The sequence below is a fragment of the Legionella gresilensis genome, from assembly GCF_900639865.1.
In the GTDB taxonomy this organism is placed as follows: Bacteria; Pseudomonadota; Gammaproteobacteria; order Legionellales; family Legionellaceae; genus Legionella_C; species Legionella_C gresilensis.
Window position 1 is genome coordinate 249,373 of the sequence record NZ_CAAAHX010000006.1, and the last position, 21,634, is coordinate 271,006.

Genomic DNA, 21,634 nt, shown 5'->3' on the forward strand with positions numbered 1-21,634 from the left:
ATTATCTCTATAATGATTAGGTTAGTTTTACCAAGGACAGGTAATTCAATGAACAACCTAAGGAAGCATATGCCAACTAATGAAATAAGCACTAAGATTGTTCCTCATCTTTACCTGTTACTAGCTACAATTATCTTAGTATTAATTGCTTGGTATATCATTGATGTTTTTCTTTTAGCTTTTGCTGGAATTTTATTAGCTATCATTATTAGATCGTTAACTCATTTTATTAACAAATATATTAGTTTGCCTAACTCTATCGCAGTAACCTTAGTTTTAATTGCTCTAATTTTATTATTAGCCGGTATTAGCTTCATTGTTGCTCCATCTGTTAGTAAACAAATATCACAACTCTATACTGATTTACCCGATGCCTGGAATAAGCTTAGAAATGAATTTTTTTCATTGATTAATGTAACCAGTGATACAAATTCTTTACAAGAAATAAGTTTACAAAACACTTTAGCAAAAACGGATAATATTCCTTCTAAATTAGGCAGTATTTTTACAAGCACATTCGGCTTTATTGGAAATATTTTTGTTATCTTATTTTTTGGCATTGCGCTAGCATATCAGCCAAAGATTTATATCAATGGGCTAGTAAACTTATTTCCGCGACAAAGACAAAAGAAAGTAAAAGAAATATTAAATGACGCAACTGAAACGTTACAGTATTGGTTAGCAGGTAAAGCGGTCTCCATGCTCATTATTGGTTTATTAACTTGGGCAGGTCTTTGGCTTTTAGATATACCTCTTGCTATTACTCTTGCCCTTTTAGCGGCGCTTCTTTCTTTTATTCCTAATATTGGCCCTATTATTTCAGCTGTACCAGCTATTCTACTCGCACTACTTAAAAGCCCAATATTTGCTCTCTACGTTGCTATTTTATACTTAGTGATTCAAGCCATTGAAAGTTATCTTGTTTCGCCCCTTATCCAACAGAAGTCAATTGCACTCCCCCCGGCCTTAATTGTTTTTATGCAACTTAGTATGTCTTTATTAGTTGGGGCACTAGGCTTGGCTTTAGCTACGCCCTTGCTAGCTGTAATAAGTGTAATCAGTAAGCGAACCTATCTGAGTAAAGAGTAATTAATACCAATCCAGTTTACAGTATTTTGTTTATCAAGTTTCAGAAAAGGTTAAAGAGATACAAAGTCTGTATGAGAGATATTTCAGTTAACTGGGAACCCATCAATATTGAAAGTTCATTTAGAATTCAAATTAGTCATAAAGCGCTTATTTTTATTGACTGTCATTGTTAGATAAGAGGTTGCGTTCATTGTCAACTGCTTTATGTTGGTTAACTTGTTTTTGCATTTCAGCCATTTCACTGCGAAGTTCACCTTCAGCATGTGTTGCGACAGTTTCGGCCTCCTCTCTTTTAGGCTTTTCCTCTATACTAGAAGTTTTATCCTTAATTGCTTGAACCTTAATCATCGTGTCTTTGGCAATATTTACATTCAAATCTGCGCCCGGCATTGAAATACCAGCATCCTGAAAAGCGCGTTTAATTAAACGAATAATCGATGATTTAACCTTCTCCCAGTTATATTTTTTGCTATCAAGCCAGAAATAGATGCGCAGATTAATTATGCCGGCTTCTAAGCTATCAACTAGTACTAATGGCTCAGGATCATTTAAAACTGCAGGATGTTTACTTAGAGTGAGTAGTGCTGTTTCTTGCGCTATCGAAATAGGTTCATGACAGTTAACTGCAATTAAAAAACTCTCGCGTCGTTTAGGGTTTTTAGTATAGTTCATAATGTTGCTTTGATAGACTATAGAGTTAGGTATTTGTGCTTGGTGCCCATTCTGGGTTACTAATAGAGTTGCACGCATTGTCAGCCCCTGTACGTAACCTCTGATGCCTGCGACTTCAATTAAATCATTAGTGTGAAATGGCTTTTGTATACTCAGTAAAATACTCGCTAAAAGATTCTCGGTAATATTTTTAAAGGCAATACCTAAGATAATACCAATAACGCCTGTACCACCAACCAAGGTAAGTGCTATGGTTGTTAAACCTAAAAGTTGTAGAATTAAATAAAGCCCTAATATAAGAAACAAAAGCGCTATACTACGCGCGGCAACATCCGCTAAAAGTGGATGTATACCTCGAAAACGTAAGGATTTTCGAATAAGTTTAGCAATTAAATGTGCGGCAATCCAGGCAGTTGTCATGATAAATAAAGCAAAAATTAAAAAGGGTAATGCTCGTAGGAATTGGCGCCATTGCTCTTGCAAACCAGCACTAATTTGCTGCTTTATGTCCCACAGAGAAGGATCGATGATCTCCATTTGATTGACTACAGTAACAACGTCTTGTGTCTTTCGGGCGAGATTTTCAGCCCATTTTTTATGCTCAGTTGTTTTAGTTTTTCCCTCTAAAAAAACCACACCATCTTTTACATTTATTTTTGGCTGAATATACCAGTTGGTTGCTTCAAGTATTGCTTCAAGACGGTCCTTAATTTCGTTATCACGGGCCCGAGGCTTTATATCTACTTTCGAAATCTCTTCTTCAGGTTTAGAAATTAAATCCTGCGGTGAACTAGATAAGGAATTCTCTTTGCCAAAAGATAATGAAGCAATAAGAAAGATACAAATAAATAAAAATGTTAAGCTGTAAGTAAATTTTTGTTTCTTCAAAATTATTCCTCTTGTAAATAATATTGCCTTTATATCGAGAGCAGGCTTATAAAGTGTACTCAAATTGCTATGAAGGGTAAGCTCATTGATGAAGCTAAATTTGTAAGTAAAATGGTGTTCTTATAAAATAATCTTTTTGATGCTACTCCTTTACTCAAAAATCAAAGCATTGGTATAAAAGTTCATTTTTGAAAAAAAAAGAGGGTAAAGTCCGCGCCTTGCTTATTCAATAGGTAAAAATATGGAACTCGATTATCAGCCAAGAATTTGGTGCTCATGTAGTACCATAAGCCTAACAATTTATAGTGGTTAGTTTTTATTGTACGAAAAGGAGAACTGTTGGCTTTTATCTAAAGCCAACCAGAAACTCAAGGTAAAAATAACCCTTTGTCTTGCCCAATAAGTAATTTCTCTTTTGATTACTACTATAACATTGTAATATTAATGTCTTGGAGAAATTTTTAATTAAATTAAATTATTTAATGGATTATAAGTGTATAGTGTATTGATAGCATTTTTTCTGGTCGCCACGCTTTTCTCTTTTCTTTGTTCCCTATGGGAAGCTGTTTTGTTAAGCATCACGCCTATTTATGCACAAATAAAAATGCGTGAAGGTACTTTTATTGGAAAGCAGATTCAATATTTCAAAGAAAATATTGATAAACCACTTGCGGCTATTCTAACACTTAACACATTTGCGCATACAGTAGGTGCCATTGGAGTTGGAGAGCAAGCGACGCTAATCTGGCGTGACAGTAATCCTATGATAACAGGGATTATTGTTCCATTAGTGATGACGTTGGCTATATTAATTTTATCTGAAATTATTCCTAAAACAATTGGGGCAAATTTTTGGGAAAAATTGGTAACGTTTACGGTATATTCATTAAGTGTTTTGATAAAGGTGCTATACCCTTTAGTATGGCTATGTCAGCTAATCACCAAAGTATTTCGTTCAGACACGAATAAAAGTATTTTTTCTCGAACAGATTTTATCGCATTAACTGAAATCGGAGAACAGCAGGGTGTTCTTCATGCAGAAGAGTCCGATATCATTGAGAAAACATTAGATCTATATGAACTTCGGGTAATAGAAGTCATGCGCCCTGTCAGCGATATGATTATAGTCAATAAGGATGAGTCAATGGAAAGATTAATTGAGCTTATCAAAACTTACCGATATAGCAGATACCCCGTTTGTGACGATAAAAAAAACGAAATTATTGGCATCTTACATGTTAAAGATGTGTTTACAACAAATAAATCGAAAGAAGTTCAATCAATAAGTGAGATAATGCGTCCGGTATTGAAAGTTCCTTACCACCTTCCAGTCAATAAATTGTTTAGACGATTTCGTGAAGGTATGCCTCATTTTGCATTAGTTTATGATGGCGATAATAAATTACTGGGTTTTATCACGCTGGACAACGTACTACAGGTTATGCTTGGTATCATTAAAGATGAGTTTCACCGTACGCATTTAGACTGGGTACAAAATAAAGATGGTACAATCACAGCAACGGGTTTCTGTTCTATATACTCTCTGGAACAAGCATTAAATATAGATATTGAAGCAGATGAAAATATTGAAACATTGTCTGACCTTATTTTACAACATCTAGGAAGGGCACCTAAGAAGGACGAGCGCCTTCATTTTGATGCATTTGATGTGAAGATTGAAAAAGTGCAGGGTTCACGTGTTTTGGCTACTACCATTTATTCTAATCGTCTGACGCCAATATCCTAAGAAATACAAAAAGTTAAGGCCCTTATAAGAGGTTTAAAAAGAAACGGAGGCCGGAAGTCCAGGGCTGTCTGAAGCATATTTGTTGCCTGTTTTTGTTCCTGCCGGGGCTGGGATACCTCGGCAGCTTTCTCAAAAATTGGCGACACTATCGAAGAGTTGAATTATTCACGAGTTTCTTTTTTCCATTAATAATGATTTGATCTATCTAAGAATTAATTTCATCACTATGCCAAGCTAAAGTTGTACCGTTTATTTTACAGGTTGAGGAAACTTGCCCGTTAGCCACCAGCGACGCAAGGTCACCCGGTTTCTGCCAATCATTCTTTCAAGGTCAGGTATGAATAATACTTTTTGAGAAATTTGCTTTTGTACTCCATCAATCATGTTAATCTCCTGTGCATCAGGTTTCGTAAGGTCTATGGTATGATTTTGATCTTGAACCTAGCGTTAAAAAATGTTTTAAGCATAAGCTTACTTCCAATAAAAGTTCTTTTGTTATCCATAAAGAGAGCCTATGTAAATTACAAGGCTTGGCTGTTAAGCGGCTCCAATTTAAATTATAGAATTTTAGTTTGAATTAAGATTAAAAACGGTTCAGTTGCTAAATAAAGCTCCTAAAAAAGGATTTCAATGCTCCAACCTTAAATCATTTTACGGTAGGCCATGTTCAGTATTTAAGTGGTATATTTTTAGTTAACTGATTTCATTAAAGCGATTAGCTGCGGCGGTAAGTTAGAGAATTTCTGCCGCTGACAATAGTGAACTGTTTCTACTTCAATTCCACAATTTAGCGAATTCCATTATTTTATTGTACATTAATTATGACTCCGTACTTATAGTACATACTTTATATTATATGGATCATGAACAATGGAGTATCTCCATGAGTAATACAGCTAATAAAGCAACTCTTTATCGTATGGTAATGCCAAAACATACGTGCCCTTATGGTCTCAAAGCTAAAGACTTATTACAACGGCACGGTTATAGCGTTGAAGATAAGTGGTTAACTAGCCGTGAGGAGGTGGACGAGTTTAAAACGAAACACGACGTAAAAACAACGCCTCAAACGTTTATCAACGGAGAGCGGGTTGGCGGATATGATGATTTACGTTCCTATTTTGGAAAAAAAGTGCAGAATCCAGACGAAAAAAGTTACCGCCCTGTGATTGCTCTTTTTGCAATATCCGCACTTATGGCACTTGCTACAAGCTATGCCTTTACCGGCTCAGTTTTTACAACAAGGGCTTTAGGCTGGTTTATTTCATTTAGCATGGCGATACTTGCGCTTTTAAAACTACAAAATATCGAAAGTTTTTCAACTATGTTTCTAAATTACGACCTTTTGGCCAAGCGGTGGGTCCCTTACAGTTATATTTATCCTTTTGCAGAAGCATTAGCAGGGATTTTAATGATTGCAGGAGCTTTGCGTTGGCTTTCAATCCCAGTTGCCTTATTTATAGGAACGATAGGCGCTATTTCTGTGTTTAAAGCCGTTTATATCGATAAACGTGAGTTAAAATGTGCCTGCGTTGGCGGCAATAGTAACGTACCTTTAGGGTTTATTTCATTGACTGAAAATTTAATGATGATTGGAATGGCCTTAACCATGTTAATTATGTCATGAAATTGCAATACAATTCCTGTAGACTTTACCATTTAGCCATCGATTTATTGGTAACAGTTCAGGTGGTATTTACGTCTTTATGTTTACTGAAAATGTTGAGTGAAGCCCAGCTTTTCACAAAAGAAACATTATCACTACTATTAATATTCTGCTCAAGTTGAGGTAGCGAGTAAGCAGTCTAGCCTTACAAATCCTCAAATACGGAGGATTAAAGAGCTTACATTTGCAATAAAAGACCTACCTACTAAGAAATTTGATGGAGTCATTATTAACTATACACCTGGGCAAGATAGTGCTCCGGGATTCATCAATGTACAGGGAGTTTTATAACATGCAAAACCAAAAACCGAGCATGAGTTGGGTCAAGTTCTTTGCAATGATCGCGACTTCAACACTCATTATGTTTTTCTTAATGTATCAGCTAGTCTACTCATGGGATCATGTCATGTTCAGCATCAATCGTTTACTGGCGTCGTTGATAATGGGATGCGTTATGACTATTGTTATGCTCGGCTTTATGTGGTCGATGTACAAAGGTCAGGCTGTTAAAATCGGTATTCTTATTGCAGCGGTGATTGGCTTTATTTTACTTTTATTCCTCAACAGGAGTCAAACGATGGTGTCGGATGTTTCTTTTATGAAATCAATGATTCCTCATCATTCGATTGCTATCAATAATGCGCGAAAGGCGACTATCACAGACCCGCGCGTACGAAAGCTTGCTGATAAAATAATTGAGGGGCAGATACGTGAAATTGCTGAGATGAAGTTATTAATTAATGACATTCAGCAGAAGGGCGCTCAAGGTAACACGGCTTTACCACCTCGTACAACTGAGATAACGCCCGAGATGGAAGTTCAGATTAAGGAAGCTGTACAATAAGAGAAATTGTCAGGTTTAATTGGTTTTATTCTTCTTAGAAAGCATTATGTTACCTTTCTTGTAGCAATTTCTTTAGAACATTAAGGATTAGGTGATAGGGCATACTAAAAGTATGCCTGATTAAGGATAAGTTATGTTAGTAAGAAGTTTAGTTTACTCGTTTTTTTTATTTTCTTTTCTTCTATGTTTTAATTTGTGGGCTCAGCATGAGCATCATATGAATAAAACGCCATCTAACCACATAAACACTCTAAATGAGAAATCCAGTAGTTTCTCTGTTGTAAAACCATTAAGGAGAAAAGTTACAAAGGGTTACGGGCATGTTAATGCACAGACAGAACATGTTATTAACTTAGTTGTAGCGTACAAATGGGTAAATTTTGCAGGAAAAATGCGCCGCGCTATTGCTGTTAATAACCAAATTCCAGCGCCTACCCTTCGTTTTAAAGAAGAAGAGCGTGTCCATATTATTGTGCATAATCAGCTAGATGTAGGAACAGCTATTCATTGGCATGGTATATTAGTGCCTTGGCAGATGGATGGTGTGGAACACGTCACGCAAAAACCAATACTACCTGGCAAAGAATTTCATTATCGATTTACACCGCATCAGTCGGGCACTTATTGGTATCATGCGCATGCTGATGTACAAGAACAAGATGGACTTTATGGCGCTTTTTTAATTGATCCTAAAAGGCCACCTGCTTATCAATATAATAAAGATTACGTTATTGTTCTTTCTGATTGGAGCAATATTCCAGCCGAGCAAGTTTTTTTTAATTTAAAAAAGGATGGCGATTATTTTGCACCTAAATTTCCCCTGCAGCCTTCGCTAAGCAAATTTATTCAAGATTATCAGCGTGCCGATGCTAGCGAGCGCAAATCATTGGTTAGTGACTATACAATGATGCAGCAAATGCGCATGAGTATTTATGACATCAGTGATGTAGCCTACGATGCTTTTTTACTCAATGGTCAGCCTAATACCTATCCTTGGACTGCACTGGTTAAAACAGGCGATGTTGTGCGTTTACGATTTATTGGGGCAGGTGCTAGCACCACCTTTCGTGTAAAAATTCAGGATAGCCCTATGACGATGGTGCACGCCCAAGGTAATGACATTAAGCCATTTACCGTACAAAGTTTTGATATTGCACCGGGTGAAACCTACGATGTACTTGTCCGCGTTCAGAAACACAGTCCCTATCTTATTTACGCAGAATCGATTGATACGATAGGCGCCGCAATTGGTGCTCTTATTACCTCACCTAATCAGCCTCTTAACTTTACCCAAATAACACGCTTTCCTGAGCCTTTACCAGTCACGCGTTTAATGATGGCTAACATGATGGAAGGAATGAGTCATGGTTCAAAGTCACCTGAGGGCATGAAGCATAGTATGCAGCACAACGGAAATAGTACCCAGAAAAAATCTCTAGAGAAAAATTCAAGGGAAATGCGTGTTTCTGTACAACACCAGCGTAATAGGAATCATCATTCCATACAAAAGGAGAATACTAAACATCTTAACCACGTTAAGGAGATGCCTGCTCAACATTCGTCTCATCAAGTTTTTTCTGACATAGAGCAGCATTCCCGAGTGAATGAAAATAGCTCTATGAATCATGCCATGAGCATGCCGACTGAGCCTAGTATTGTAGGCGATGCAATAACACCTCTGAATAACTCTAACGCTCAAGCGATGACAATGGGCACAAAATATCAAGATTTAACCGCGGCTATTAAAACCAATAATCCAAATAGGCCTGTTGACGGTGTTATTCGTATGGAGTTATTCGGCTACATGGAGCGTTTCATTTGGTTTATAAATGGGCTACCTGAGTATAAGGCCAAACCTATTTTAATTGAGCCTGGAAAGCGTTACCGAATTATTTTTACCAACAACTCAATGATGCGCCATCCTATGCACATTCACGGGCACTGGTTTATTTTACGCAATGGTCACGGCGCTTATGATCCTTTGCTGCATACTATCAATGTTCCACCTGGCGCTACAGCCGTTGCAGATTTTGATACGGATGCAAGTGGTCAATGGTTCTTTCATTGTCACCAATTTTACCACATGATGGCCGGTATGGCGCGTACTTTTCAATATAGAACGCTGTTGGAAGTGGTAAAAGGATTGCGAGCACCTGAGTATGAAATCGCTTCAACAGATTATTATAATCGTCCCATCGTAAGGGTAGATGAGTTGGTTCCTATTGACAAAAATCTAACTGTAAACCCTGTAAGTCACCGCGCCAGGTTTTATTTTGCAAGCTTTCTTGATATAGCCGCTGATCCATTCAATAGTGTGCAGCGCCTCACCTATTTAGGCTTGTATGGACCTGATTACCATAAGTTACAACTGTTTACCAATGATGCTGAATTTAGCCATGGCGAAGTTGAAAGTGCTGATATTGATATTTTTTATTGGCACCTTATTAGCCAATTTTGGGCTATAAAAGGGGGCGCTAATTACTTTAATGAGCCTGCTTTTTCACCTTATTGGCAGCCAGGTGTTGGCATTGAAGGTGTATTACCTTATTTTATTGCAACCAACTTACGTAGTTACTACTACAATGGTAGTGTTAAGTTGGATTTAGAGCTCTTGAGAGACACACAATTAACCAACAACCTTTTTCTACGTTTAGGCATTCGTAGTATTTTAGCTACAAAGACAGTAGCTGAAGGCGGTATTGGCAACGGTTTAAACCAAATGCGCTATATTGTAGGGCCTTATTACAGACTCATGCCAGGCTTAAACTTGACGGCGGAATTTGAGCATGAAAAAGCGTACGGTTCTTTCAAGAAAATCTTAAGAGGCTTAAAGCAAGACACCAGCGAAAATACCTTAACCTTTGGCCTATCTATCCTATTTTAAGAAGTGCCTTGAAGCAGGCACTTCAAAGCTAGTTAAGAGTGAGTTTTCTTATGCGTTCGACGCCATCTTTCTACACTCTTTTTCACAACGATAGCAGGCTTCTTTGCATTGTTGGCAATGTTCCATATCTTTGTGATTAGCACATTCATCACCACATGCTTTGCAAACATCAGCACATAATTTGCAAAATTCAGCAGAAAATTGAGCACTACTTGCCATCATCTTTACAGCTAAACTGCAAATATCACCACATTCCATATCAAGTGCAATACATTTTGCTAGTTTTTGAACATCTTGCTCTTGCAAACAAGCGCTAGCACAATGATAGCAAGCTACTGCACAGGCTTGACAGGCCTCTATACAAGATTGGTATTTTTCATGAGTCATCCTTTTCTCCTTAATTAAATAGATTTGCTGGGTAAGTGTAGTTAGCCTAACCTTAAATCGCAAAGTTCAATTTTAAGTGTCTTAGATTTATTCTTATTTCAATAGGCTTAATGAGGGTGCGGTTGTGGAAGAACCGCAAAACATAGGCAGATTAGTCTACGAAACCTAGTTTTGGTTCGTCTTTTATTTGTTCAAAAATTATCTGCTTTTTGGCGAAAGAAATAAAGCTTAATCAATTCATTAGGTTATGCAAAAACTCTATTGTTGGTTTGAACAAACTGATTACGCTAACACAATGGCGGATAGGGATTAGTTCTAGCCCAAGGGTTACGGAACTCTTCCCAGCAATTCAAGATAGTGCAGCTGCACAAGCGCTGATAGATCATTTTTCTCAACATTACGAAAGAGTTCCCTGTTATTTTTAACGCCAAATATAATGAATTCACCTTTTAAATTTAAAAAAGCACATACTGTTTCAAATGCAGATTTAAGTTGGCTGGTAGAGATTTTGAATTCTAAATGATCTGATTCGCCTTTCTTAACAAGTTGCCTTAGTTGATCAATATTCATAGAGTACATCCTCTTCAATAATGGATGTAATTTCGATTAGATCTGATATCAAGAACATGGGGTGCTAGTGGTCGTAGGTTCAAATCCTACCGTCCCGACCAATAAAGCCATTAAAAATCGGGGCTGATAACCGCTTACTTTTTGTACCGTAAATTCCGGTAAATTTAAGATAACATTAAGCTTTGGCACTTTAATCTCTTTGATCGCTATATCGAGGGGTTAGTTTAGACTAACCTGATTAAAGCGTCCCTTTATTTAGGGTAGAGCCAAAGCTTAGCTTCAAGCGCGAAATGATCCGACAAATCTGTATCGGCGTAAGGCGTACCGACATACATTTCTTTAGCGTGATTGCCGCGAAGGACTAACATCTTGCTTTCATAACTGAATTGAATGTTCTGATTATTAAATGGCAAAATGTAATCTAGAATACTTTTTGAATTTCCCGTGTTCATCCAATTTTTAGATGGATCACTACTAAATGAAACGACTTTATAATTCTTATGCACCCTATAATTAACTTTTAATTCAGATATTAATCGTTTGAATTCAGTGCAATGCCCTGTTTCATTATTTGTACATTGGCTGGCATTGATATTGAGATCACCCATGAGTAAAACAACTTCGTTAGCAGGTATATTCTGATCACTAATGAATTGCTTAAGTTCTTGGATTTGCGCGATTCGAGCACGGACATCACTGTGGTCATCTTCTTTTTCATTGGCCTGTAAGTGGGTATTAAAAATATGATAAATCTTTCCTAGTTTATCGATTTTAATATAGATTGCGCCTTTATCGGCATGACAATCAATATTACTACAGGCTTTATAGATTATTCCTCCGGATTTAATAATTGGCCAACGACTAAAAATCATCAAGCCACTGGATAAAAATGATTTACCCATATTAGGGCCATAATGAAACGGATACTGTTGCAACATATTATTAGTTAAAGTTTGTCGGTAATCTTTATCCATTAACTCCTGAAAGGACACAATGTCATAATGCTTCATATAATCGCTGATTATATTCACTCTCACCTCAGGTCTGTTTAATCTTATCCCACCAACAGGCCCATAAAATGGCCAGAGCTGAACATTATAGGTCAGTAAACTAAGTTCTTTTGAGTTGAAATTATAGTTAAACGGTTTTTGCTTTTCTAAAATAGTGTAGGTTAGTGCATCTGTAGATTGAAAATTAAAATGGGGGTTTGGAACAGTGTACTTAATTGTAGCACAGTATAAAATCATCTCCTTATTGCTGTTAAAGATATTCTCAACCTTTTGACTGTAAACTTCTGAATACATGGGTTGAGGTTTTTTATCAAAAAAATATAATTGCTGGTTTTTTGTGGTTAATTCAGATTGATAAAGATGAGAGCCAATGCTTTTCCCCTCTAAGTAGGTAGTAAAGGTTAGGAGAACATCCCTATCATTTGGATGCTTCTTCACAAAAATATTAAATTTATACTTTTTTCCCTTATCTATATACTTATCATAATTAAAAACCTGAACTTTTGCTGCTTGATAAGGTTTTAAAGCCTTATCATGCCAGCCATGATAGCTCCTGGGATCTAAATTTTTTGAAGCGTCCGTGTCAATATAAACAGTGTGCGGAGTATCATTTCGTAAAAAGATATCATATTGAGCACAAGCCCAGCTTGGGAGAGAGGTAAACACTAATACATACATAAAGGTTATTCTTTGTTTTGTATTATCCATAATATCTGCCTTTATATTTAGCAATAAGGCTTATTTCATGAATAATTGTAGCAGTATATTGACAAATCTGTTCAATTATTTGACTGTTGCGCAACTTCACACAAATCACCGGATTTTTTATTTCTGGAGTGGAGCACTATTTTATAAACCAAACGGTATTTTAGACATGCCCTTCAAAATCAACTCAACCAGCCTGTTTTGAATGCATTAAATCATCACACAAATACAAAGAAGAAGGCCTTCTTTAGATTGAATTAGCTACAAGTATTTATAACCTCTTTAAGTTCACCTAGCCCATTTGATATAACAAAAAAATCTACGAATTTTATTCATTGCTTCCTTTCTAATATAAAGTCAACGACAGAAATTTTATTAAGAACCTTGAAAGTCGTTCATTATTAAATGAAACTTAATACTCTGCTAACTTCACTGCATAAACTACATCTTTAACCATTAGTAATTAATTCATTAACGCGCATTCTCTTGTGGAAATAAAAATTTGTTTACCTAAAGGTGTAAATGAGGCTTGCTGGTTAGTTGTTTGATAAGCTGTTTCGTATTTTTTAGTTAAACTGCTAATTGCATCTTCTAACGTTTTCTGTGTAAAGTACAAATCTAAATATTTTATTTGTTTAAATATTCTTATCACTCTACTTAAAACAAAAGTAGCATGATAAATACCAAGAAGAGGCCTTAAATCAGTTCTAATAGGTGAGCAAAAAAGTTCAGTAGGTACATTTAAAATCAGTGGATCATGAGCAAGGATAGTGTTTAAGAACAAGTGTGATGTTTCATGGACTAGATGCTCAATTAGAAATAGCATGGAAGAGTTTTCTATATGGCTCTCAGGTAAAGACAGATAGATAGCACCAAAGAACATAGGTGAAGTTGCTCCCACACTGACTTTGCTTTCCACTAAAAAGAGTGTTGAAACGAAGGCTTCTATCTCACTAGCAAATTTAAAATCAGCAGCAGTAATTAACTGCATTGCTTCTTTTACATCTGCTTGAAATTGCTCCAATTGACTAGGTATGGGTGTAGAGGCTTGTAATTTATCTGAGCCAAAAGCGACACACACTTCCTCATAGAAAATTTGATTTTCCCACGGTTCCTGCAAACCTAAACTCACTTGCATTTCTTGCATGATCCAGGCGTAATCTTCGGTTTTAAGTGCACTTATGATTTGCTTTACTAAGGCTACGTCATCATCTTGCATTGCTTTAAGAAGCTTAAAATAATTACTATACAATCTGGGTGAAATAAATTTAGGTGAGTGAGACTCAATTGTAGCAATTCTATTTAATAAAGATTGATAATCGCTATCCAACACCTGATCAGCGTAATCAATAATTTTCCTTAAGCTATGAATGAATTTATTCCTGTAGGTAGTATGTAAGATAGGTGCTATGCCTATTTCGGGGACAGCTGATAACTTATTAAAAATTGAATCTATCATAAGCTTTGTTAGATAAGGCTTATTGATTGGGCCGATTCTTCTTTTTGACTGAGCTCTTCATCCTTATCAACAACAATAATGACATTGCGCATAGTAGGAAGGCTGGTTTGTAATAGATTTCTAGGTAAATTTTTAAAGAATCTATTTTGGTTAGTTTTGTCTTTCTCTTGGTTATCAAACTTCATGGCTTTCCTTTTTTACTCTGTGCGCAAAGAATAGCATTCTTCTTGTTTCGTCTCAATAAATACCTAAATTATGCTTCTTAATAGTTAGCCAGTTTATATTCAGAAATGCCCTTGCCTTATTAAGCGTGGTTATTCTAATTTACAAGATATGAGTCCGTTATCTAATTGAAGCTGGTTACCGCCCCAATCAGCCATAAATTGTCCTTTGTATTCGCCATTTTTTTTGTTAGCAGCTTGTGCAGAAATAAAAAGTCGCGGACGTGATTTTTCTTCCTGATCCATGGCCACAAGAAGTAAATTTTTTTCTCTCATAACGAAAACTGTGGTTTCTACAGGATATGGGAAATCAATATGAGGTAAATCTCCTGTCTTTTGAGGAAGAGAGAATAAAAATTTATCTTGCAACCCTTGCATAGTGCAAACAACCGTTTTATGAGAAGCGAAAGAGGTGGTCATGTGAATCAGGAAGATAGGTATAAGTCCTAGTTTTTTCATAATAAAAATCCTTGCTTTGCACAAATGATTTGTGGTTTTACTTATAGCTCAAAGTAACTAGTTTATTTATTACTCTGTTTAAAAAATATTAACAATTTAATTATGAAAGCTTTAAATTCTAGATTAATAATAGGTTTACCTGCATTTTATTCAAATAGATTTAGTTAATTATTTCTGATTTAAGGCATTTAAGGCGCCTGAATTTCCATAAATAAAGTAGTAATGCTGGAATTTAGTGAATTATAAGGCCTAAACTAGTAAATTTAAGTTTAAATGTTATACTATTTGTATCTATTTTAAGTTTATGGGTAGATATTTTGTTAATTTTTAAATCTCCTTTAGTAGAACAAAGTATTGTTGATGAAAAGCAAAAAGTAAAAGCGATTAATTCGTGTTGGCTCTATGCCCCAAGTATAGTGAGATGTAACTCTGAAAAAGAAGAAGAATTTGAAGCACAAAAAGAATTTTTACTTAAGCAAATGCTAGAGTCGGGAATATCGCCTGATACTTTAAATAATATGTTGCTAAAGGGGGCACCTCCTACAACTGATTTTTATGACAATCAAAGCAAAATTTTAAACTTAACAAAAACTGTAAGCTTAAGTGATATTACGGGTACGTTTGAGGATTATAGAGAAACGACTAATAAGGAAAAAAGATTGATATATCAAGAGTTACATTCTTTATTAGAAAAAAATGGTCCACTAATTTTAGAGTACCCAGCCTTTGGGTTTGAGGCTATTCATAGAACAGCAATTACTGGGATAATTTTAGTTAAAAATAGCAAAAAAGATCTAGAAGAAATTTGCCTTATTTTGAATGATACAATGGAGGGCCGGCTTAAGGCTTTATCGGTAGCAGATTTTTTAGAAAATGAAACTGTAAAAGAGGGCGTTAGTAGATTTTTTATTCCAGCGGAAGAAAGACAAGAGATGCCAGAGCGCTACTTGACTCCTGAAATTGTTGTAATGATGGGTACTTTTAGTAGTCATCCTGGTCACGCTAATTTAAAAACGGATATACTGGTATTACATATGGATAGTTTTATTGATTTTAATGCAAAAGCTGTTATAAATTTTATTGGTGATGAGTCTTTAAATCCTAATCAATTTTTTAAAGGTAGCATTACAGCTAAAGAGTCAGCGAAGAGCAGCAAAATTGATAATAAAAATTCTAAAGGAAACTGTACAGTAATTTAGTGTAAATCAGACTTTAGGGTTGTATTTTCTAAATTAAGTACTTGAGATAAAAATTTAGCATTTTTATTTTTATTAATATCTATAGATGAAAGTAATAAAGTAGCAAACTCAGGGTCTCGTTGCTGTGCAGGAATAAATGATTTATATAAATAATAATCTTCGCGAATAACGCCAATAGAAGTGAAAAATATCAAAGGTTTACTGATAAGATGCATCTTAATTAATTCAAATTTCCCCGGATCACCTAATTGCATACATTGACTAATGTAATCGGATATAAGTTGCTGTTTTTTAAATTGAAAATTTTCATTTATATTATTCCTTAATTTTAGCTCATTAATTAAATTAACCGCATTTAAGTTATATGTTTTTTCTGGAAAATTCTCATTAGTTTCTTGTTCTAACAGATTAAGTTTAGATTTAAATTCCAGCCACAATTTATTGACGTGATATTGTTGTACTTCTTGCTTATATTCACTGACTGAGGTATTCCAAAATTGAGATACTAAAGCAATCTTTTTGTAAGAAGCTGGTGACTCATGAACAACGTATGATAGGATCATTTTCAGGAGTTCTACCGGTAGTGAATCCATATCCATATAATTAAATTAAATTAATTTAATTATATCATGATTCAGAGCAATTATTTTAAGTACAACCTGTAGAGGCTACTTAAACCTAATTTCTAATAAAAACGAATAGACTAAGAAAGCTTGTGCTTAGCCTATAATTTATAATATTGTTTTTTAGCCTTACAATAATTAATTAAATCTGCCAAGTTGATGCTTTTTGTAAATAATGAATATTTCCTTCTGGATCAATTTTGCCCTCTTTTATTGCCTCTTCTAATGTATAGTCCCTATAAAGCTCAGAGTGTTTATCTAAAATTTCTCTTTCTGGGGTAGCGTTTAGGTCTGGGGGGCCCGGTATAGGCTTAGGTGGATTTTGAAAGAAAGTATATCTTTTTTGATAATTAATTTCATCAGAGTAAATAGAGTTTTTAATAAAGGCTGCATATCCATAATCAAGAGACTCGGAGTTCTTTATTGAGCCATCAGGACGAAAACTGATATCTATAATACGCGGATCCCAAGCATCCACTTCCCAGCGAGAAACCTCAATTTCATTAGCTAATTGAATAAGAACTTCAATGTAAACATGGTCGACTTCTTTAGAACTAACAACACGAAGTCTTGCGGTTGCATTATACCAGTCAATTCTCTTACCGATTTCAACTAAAAGATAGTCCGCTAATTCATGGCAATTACCTAGACCTGTATATTCAATAAAATCATGTCGATATATATAGGAATGTTCTGGAGAACTAATTAAGGGAGGGCGGACGTTAGCTAAAAAATAATTATTTTCTTTTATTTCACGATGATAATTTTGATAGCCACTTTTTTGATTCCTAATCGTAATTCTATCTCGGGTATAAAAAATTGCTTGATTGCACAATTCGACAAATTGTTTTCTAGTTAAAAGCATAGTGACTAATATAAAAGCATGAATAATAGTATATGTTGCGATTTTAAACAAATCTTAGGCGTTTATTTAGCTCGTTGGCTTAAAGGGAATTTACCCGAGAAGATTTTTATATATTTAATGCTTACTCGTTTATAAACTTTATAATTTTGCGTTACATAGGAAATCTATGTTGGCTATTTTTTCTTCTTTTAAGGGTTTAAAAAATAAAAGTCGTGGTTGCCCGCCAAATTTTTTAAATTCTTCTGGTTCTTGTTGTTTAAGTGTTTTTTCTAAAATTCTTAAGGAGCCTTTATTAAGTGGATGAACTGTAGCAACAATCTCTTTAATCTTATTTTCTTCATTTAAGTTTGTTAAATTTGCAGCAAGATATTTTATGTATTTTTTTCCAAGGATAGCTATTTCTGTGCCATAACCTTTGCCATTAAATTCTTTATCAATAATATAGCCAATTTCTATTGCCTGCTTATGGCCAGCACCAATATGCGCAAAATCATTAATTGCCTGATTAATAAATAAACTACCGATAAAATTTTTAGTTTTTGCGTCATATACAGCAAAAGCACCATAATTTCTTCCTTCACGCCAATATTTTTCTTCCTCTAGAACGAAATCTTCTACTTCTTTCTCGCTCCAGATTTTGCCTGTACCAAACCATTTTGTGTTTTCAGGGTTAATTAAGAGAGGTTTATATTGATCAATTAAATATGAAATATTACATTGATTAAGCGATTTAAGTTTTAAGCGATCGGAGCAAATAGTTGCTTGATGGCCTTCTGTTCTAACAACAACTGTGCCTATTTTCTTTGATTGGTATGTCGTTATTTTCATTAAACTATCTTCCTTGGTCAGTGAAACTACATCGTTTAAAGTCGTAAAATGTTTAGTATAAATATACTTTTAAGGTATTGAAAATTTTTTTATATAAAGATTAAAGTATAAATGTAATCTAAACAGGGAATTTATGAAAAATACAAAAAAAAACAGACCGGTTAATGAACTATTTAATAGGTTTGCAACTGTAACATGCGAAATAGCAGGTAGCCTTTGGTCATTTATTATTGCCTTATTATTAATTATTATCTGGGCTGTAACAGGACCTATTTTTAAATACTCTGATACCTGGCAGCTAATTATTAATACCGGTACGACCATTATTACTTTTTTGATGGTTTTCTTAATTCAGCATACTCAAAATCGTGATACTAAAATTTTAAATTTAAAACTGGATGAATTAATTAAATCAAGTCAGCGTGCTAATAATTTCTCGATTGATTTAGATAAATTAAATGATGACGAGTTAAAACTATTAGAAATTGAATATAAAAAGCTATGTAATAAGAGAGCGGCCAATAAATCTTAGTATAATGTACTAATTATTACGCTGCAAATAACCTCATGTATTGGTTAGAAAAATATAGTGACTTAGCAAAAAATCGTTGCTAACCACAATCTCTACCTCATAATTTTCATTTTTTTTTTGGAATTATTGATTGATTATGAGTTTTTAAGTTTAAAAATTATCCTATAATTAAGTAGTAAACTGATGTACATAGGTTCAATATTATGTTTAAAAAGTTTGATACAACAGCAGAGGCAAGCTCATTATTAGCTGAATTTTTAGAAGATCCTGCAAAAAATAAAGAGGTATTCTTTAAACTAGCTCCTCAATTAGTAAAATTAATGGAAGCAAACTTAAAAGATCGCTTTGAAAACGGCAAGGAAATAGGTGCTGATGATAGAGTAAACGCTATGGAAAAAGCCATAAATACTCTTAAATTTCCTGACACAGTCCATAAGAATTGGGAAGAAGCAATCGGAGCGCTCCTAGAAAAAAATATGGAGCCCCTTTTACCATCGGCACAAAAAGGTAGAGCAAAAGTAAATCAGGCTACACTTGAACGGCTAACTGGAGAAAATACAGTACTACAGGTATTAGCTGGACTTATTGAGGAAAAGGTTAGCAAAAATGAAGTTACGCTAGTTGAGCCACCCAATTGCACTATTAGTTGATATCCATCATTTTCTAGGCTTTGCAGATTTAAGTTGCTGAAAATAAATGAAAATTATAATGAATTTTAATATTGCGCGTCCGTTTTTTAGAGCGATAGTCATTATAAGTAGTTCTACGTATTGTAGTTAATGTAGATTAATAATTATAATATTGATTAAAATTTATACAATATTTGAAGTTATTAATTTGAGGTTAACGAAATGAAAAAATACACAAGAATTTTTATTATAGGACATCCTGGTGCGGGCAAAACATTACTGGCGCAGTCATTAGCAGCTAAGCTAGGCTGGGACTTTATTGATGCAGATTGTGGATTGGAATATAAAATTGGCCGAATGATACATGAGATTATGGGTCCTAAAGGGACTGCTTCTTTTTTTAATTGCCAAAAGGAGGTTTTATCTAATCTTTTAAAAAGAGAAAATATAGTTATAGCTACTGATGCGAATATTATAGAAAGCAAAGAAATTGCCAAACTTTTAGAAAAAGAATACTTAGTTTATTTACAAGTAAGCTTACCTACGCAACTAGAGCGGTTATCACGTAACCCAGCGCCACTTCTGCTAAAATCCACAGAAGTTGACTCTTTTCTCCAAGCTCTTCACGACCAACGTAATAGACTTTACGAGAACTTAGCAATGATGACGATTAATAGTAATGATAATAATCTAGAACATCACGTTAGTACTATACAAGAAAAGATAACGGATGCTAAATCATCTAAAGCGCGTACACAGATAAATTTAGAAAAAAAAGATTTAACTTTATTTCATAAAATCTTGCACCTACCTATTCCTTTAACTAAACAGCAAGCAAAATGCGTTAAATTATTGGCTCAAGGAAAAGCGGCTAAAGAAATTGCGAAAGAATTAAAAACGTCATATCGGACAGTAGAAGGTATTTTAGCTAAGGTTATGGAAAAACTAGGTTGTCATACTAGCAAAGAATTATTAGCTTTATATCATAGCTGAGGTTGATTAGTTAACGTGAGTTCGACATGAAAGAGGCGAAGGCTCTTTTATGGCGCTAAACGAAAGTTATCCCTTAAAATGCGAAGCATTTGTACGTGATCCAGATTAAATATAAATAAATTCGACATGAAATATAGCAAATATATTTTATGTCGAATTCACGTTAATTAGACTAACTTTCTCAAAGATGTTAAAAGTTTAAAGGCATTAATAAATAAATTTTGTAATTTATAAATCACCTTAGAAATGAGTAGCCATGATCAGTAAAGAAAAATGGGATAATTTGAAACATTGGATGGAAAAGCTTGATGTTCAGGATTCCAAAATAATTGAGAAATTTATTATTGGTAGTGGCAGAGGTGGTCAAAATTTACATAAAACTGCTTCAACAGTTTATTTAAAATACCTGCCTTTAAGTATCGAGATAAAATGCCAGGAAACACGCAGTCGTGAGGATAATCGTTACTTTGCTAGAATACGGCTTTGCGAAAAATTAGATGCTATTTATAGTGATGAAAAATCTAAAATACAACAAGAGATTGAGAAAATAAAGCGGCAAAAGAAGCGCCGATCAAGAAGAACAAAACAAAAAATACTGGCAGAAAAATCTAAACAAAGCCAAATAAAATCATTAAGAAAAAAACCTACAGTGCATGACTAATAAGGTTCCATTTTCTATATAAAGGAACCCTATTAATTAATATATTTAACAGCAAAGATTAAGTTGACTGAGTTGCCTGCATAATGCACACTGTGACTCCTAATTTCAATAAGGAGAATTAACATGGCTAAAGTTAGACTTGATAAATATATTAAACCTGAGACACTGGAAAATTTAAAAATTAATAAAAATTTTAAAGCACAAAATGTTGCTGCTCCAGTTTATAATTTTTTAACAGGTCCAGTGCGTTCAAATACGACCTCTAACTTTTTTGCACCTTACAAAGGTCTTACAACAAGTAAAGGCCTTACCGATGTTGCAAAATCAGTTGGTTCAGTAATTTATGCGCCACTAGCTTGGGGTGTTCTTAGTGTTGCAGTTGCCGCGGTTACAGTCGCAAGTGCTATTGCCAGTTTAGGTTACTTAATGATGGCTGGTGGTACTCGTTTGGCAGGGAAAAAGGAAGCTTCTGCAGATAATTTGGCAATTTCAAAACAACTGGGTATTTTAGCTGGTATGTTTACAGTAGGAACAGTTGCTTTAGCAGTTATGACAGCGATCTCAGCGCCTGAGAATCTCTTAAAATTAGGTACTCGTACTTTTAGTACTATTAAAGATAAGGTTAACCAACCTAAAGAAGAGCCAGGATATTCTAATACTGCTTACCCATTCTAATTTAAAAGTAGATTACGCTTTATTAGCG

General features: G+C 34.7%; 22 protein-coding genes and 1 pseudogene. 11 read left to right on the forward strand and 12 right to left on the reverse strand.

Features of this window, described 5'->3' with window-relative positions:
* Window positions 1–69 precede the first annotated feature (69 nt).
* On the forward strand, window positions 70–1,089 hold the full coding sequence (locus E1P04_RS09650) for an AI-2E family transporter (RefSeq protein ID WP_165482728.1): 1,020 nt from the start codon (window positions 70–72) through the stop codon (window positions 1,087–1,089).
* Between the two features lie 153 nt (window positions 1,090–1,242).
* Here the strand turns inward: E1P04_RS09650 and E1P04_RS09655 are convergent, their stop codons facing one another.
* Entirely contained in the window at window positions 1,243–2,649 is a 1,407-nt protein-coding gene (locus E1P04_RS09655; protein WP_131782699.1) for a mechanosensitive ion channel domain-containing protein, read from the reverse strand.
* Between the two features lie 493 nt (window positions 2,650–3,142).
* On the opposite strand from E1P04_RS09655, the gene E1P04_RS09660 reads away from it, so the two are divergent.
* Window positions 3,143–4,396: a hemolysin family protein gene (locus tag E1P04_RS09660; protein ID WP_131782700.1), complete on the forward strand. Its 1,254-nt coding sequence runs from the start codon at window positions 3,143–3,145 to the stop codon at window positions 4,394–4,396.
* A gap of 205 nt (window positions 4,397–4,601) precedes the next feature.
* On the opposite strand, the pseudogene E1P04_RS09665 reads toward E1P04_RS09660, so the two are convergent.
* Window positions 4,602–4,780, reverse strand: a pseudogene (locus E1P04_RS09665) (helix-turn-helix transcriptional regulator).
* Window positions 4,781–5,279: 499 nt separating this feature from the next.
* On the opposite strand from E1P04_RS09665, the gene E1P04_RS09670 reads away from it, so the two are divergent.
* The 3 genes from E1P04_RS09670 to E1P04_RS09680 all read left to right on the forward strand — a co-directional run bounded on the left by E1P04_RS09670 (window position 5,280) and on the right by E1P04_RS09680 (window position 9,790).
* A complete protein-coding gene (locus E1P04_RS09670) occupies window positions 5,280–6,023 on the forward strand; it encodes a glutaredoxin family protein (RefSeq protein ID WP_131782701.1) in 744 nt (247 codons plus the stop codon).
* Between the two features lie 481 nt (window positions 6,024–6,504).
* Window positions 6,505–6,906 (forward strand): DUF305 domain-containing protein, encoded by a 402-nt coding sequence (locus E1P04_RS09675; RefSeq protein WP_207386006.1) that lies wholly within the window; start codon window positions 6,505–6,507, stop codon window positions 6,904–6,906.
* 133 nt (window positions 6,907–7,039) lie between these two features.
* Entirely contained in the window at window positions 7,040–9,790 is a 2,751-nt protein-coding gene (locus tag E1P04_RS09680) for a multicopper oxidase domain-containing protein (protein WP_131782703.1), read from the forward strand.
* Between the two features lie 48 nt (window positions 9,791–9,838).
* On the opposite strand, the gene E1P04_RS09685 is transcribed toward E1P04_RS09680, so the two are convergent.
* From E1P04_RS09685 to E1P04_RS09705, 7 genes are all read right to left on the reverse strand, one after another.
* Window positions 9,839–10,177: a four-helix bundle copper-binding protein gene (locus E1P04_RS09685; RefSeq protein WP_131782704.1), complete on the reverse strand. Its 339-nt coding sequence runs from the start codon at window positions 10,175–10,177 to the stop codon at window positions 9,839–9,841.
* 327 nt (window positions 10,178–10,504) lie between these two features.
* Window positions 10,505–10,747 carry an AlbA family DNA-binding domain-containing protein gene (locus E1P04_RS09690; protein WP_165482729.1) on the reverse strand — a complete coding sequence of 81 codons (243 nt, stop codon included), beginning with the start codon at window positions 10,745–10,747 and terminating at the stop codon, window positions 10,505–10,507.
* Window positions 10,748–10,795: 48 nt separating this feature from the next.
* A complete protein-coding gene (locus E1P04_RS17650; RefSeq protein WP_165482730.1) occupies window positions 10,796–10,936 on the reverse strand; it encodes a hypothetical protein in 141 nt (46 codons plus the stop codon).
* 62 nt (window positions 10,937–10,998) lie between these two features.
* Entirely contained in the window at window positions 10,999–12,465 is a 1,467-nt protein-coding gene (locus E1P04_RS09695) for a sphingomyelin phosphodiesterase (RefSeq protein WP_131782706.1), read from the reverse strand.
* A 460-nt stretch (window positions 12,466–12,925) separates the two neighbouring features.
* A complete protein-coding gene (locus E1P04_RS09700) occupies window positions 12,926–13,921 on the reverse strand; it encodes an aKG-HExxH-type peptide beta-hydroxylase (RefSeq protein WP_131782707.1) in 996 nt (331 codons plus the stop codon).
* 8 nt (window positions 13,922–13,929) lie between these two features.
* Window positions 13,930–14,106, reverse strand: coding sequence for a hypothetical protein (locus tag E1P04_RS17655; RefSeq protein WP_165482731.1), 177 nt, complete (start codon window positions 14,104–14,106; stop codon window positions 13,930–13,932).
* Between the two features lie 129 nt (window positions 14,107–14,235).
* A complete protein-coding gene (locus E1P04_RS09705; RefSeq protein WP_131782708.1) occupies window positions 14,236–14,601 on the reverse strand; it encodes a hypothetical protein in 366 nt (121 codons plus the stop codon).
* A gap of 317 nt (window positions 14,602–14,918) precedes the next feature.
* Between E1P04_RS09705 and E1P04_RS09710 the strand changes: the two genes are divergently transcribed.
* A complete protein-coding gene (locus E1P04_RS09710; protein WP_131782709.1) occupies window positions 14,919–15,800 on the forward strand; it encodes a papain-like cysteine protease family protein in 882 nt (293 codons plus the stop codon).
* On the opposite strand, the gene E1P04_RS09715 is transcribed toward E1P04_RS09710, so the two are convergent.
* The 3 genes from E1P04_RS09715 to E1P04_RS09725 all read right to left on the reverse strand — a co-directional run bounded on the left by E1P04_RS09715 (window position 15,797) and on the right by E1P04_RS09725 (window position 18,116).
* Window positions 15,797–16,363 carry a hypothetical protein gene (locus E1P04_RS09715; protein WP_131782710.1) on the reverse strand — a complete coding sequence of 189 codons (567 nt, stop codon included), beginning with the start codon at window positions 16,361–16,363 and terminating at the stop codon, window positions 15,797–15,799. The two genes, E1P04_RS09710 and E1P04_RS09715, sit on opposite strands and share 4 nt — an antisense overlap.
* Window positions 16,364–16,565: 202 nt before the next feature.
* Entirely contained in the window at window positions 16,566–17,288 is a 723-nt protein-coding gene (locus E1P04_RS09720; RefSeq protein ID WP_165482732.1) for a hypothetical protein, read from the reverse strand.
* 138 nt (window positions 17,289–17,426) lie between these two features.
* On the reverse strand, window positions 17,427–18,116 hold the full coding sequence (locus E1P04_RS09725; RefSeq protein WP_131782712.1) for a GNAT family N-acetyltransferase: 690 nt from the start codon (window positions 18,114–18,116) through the stop codon (window positions 17,427–17,429).
* A gap of 133 nt (window positions 18,117–18,249) precedes the next feature.
* On the opposite strand from E1P04_RS09725, the gene E1P04_RS09730 reads away from it, so the two are divergent.
* The 5 genes from E1P04_RS09730 to E1P04_RS09750 all read left to right on the forward strand — a co-directional run bounded on the left by E1P04_RS09730 (window position 18,250) and on the right by E1P04_RS09750 (window position 21,606).
* Window positions 18,250–18,648 (forward strand): low affinity iron permease family protein, encoded by a 399-nt coding sequence (locus tag E1P04_RS09730; protein ID WP_131782713.1) that lies wholly within the window; start codon window positions 18,250–18,252, stop codon window positions 18,646–18,648.
* A 203-nt stretch (window positions 18,649–18,851) separates the two neighbouring features.
* Entirely contained in the window at window positions 18,852–19,298 is a 447-nt protein-coding gene (locus E1P04_RS09735; protein WP_131782714.1) for a hypothetical protein, read from the forward strand.
* Between the two features lie 201 nt (window positions 19,299–19,499).
* Entirely contained in the window at window positions 19,500–20,270 is a 771-nt protein-coding gene (locus E1P04_RS09740) for a shikimate kinase (RefSeq protein ID WP_131782715.1), read from the forward strand.
* A 256-nt stretch (window positions 20,271–20,526) separates the two neighbouring features.
* Window positions 20,527–20,931 (forward strand): peptide chain release factor family protein, encoded by a 405-nt coding sequence (locus tag E1P04_RS09745; RefSeq protein WP_131782716.1) that lies wholly within the window; start codon window positions 20,527–20,529, stop codon window positions 20,929–20,931.
* A gap of 123 nt (window positions 20,932–21,054) precedes the next feature.
* Window positions 21,055–21,606, forward strand: coding sequence for a hypothetical protein (locus E1P04_RS09750; RefSeq protein ID WP_131782717.1), 552 nt, complete (start codon window positions 21,055–21,057; stop codon window positions 21,604–21,606).
* Window positions 21,607–21,634 lie beyond the last annotated feature (28 nt).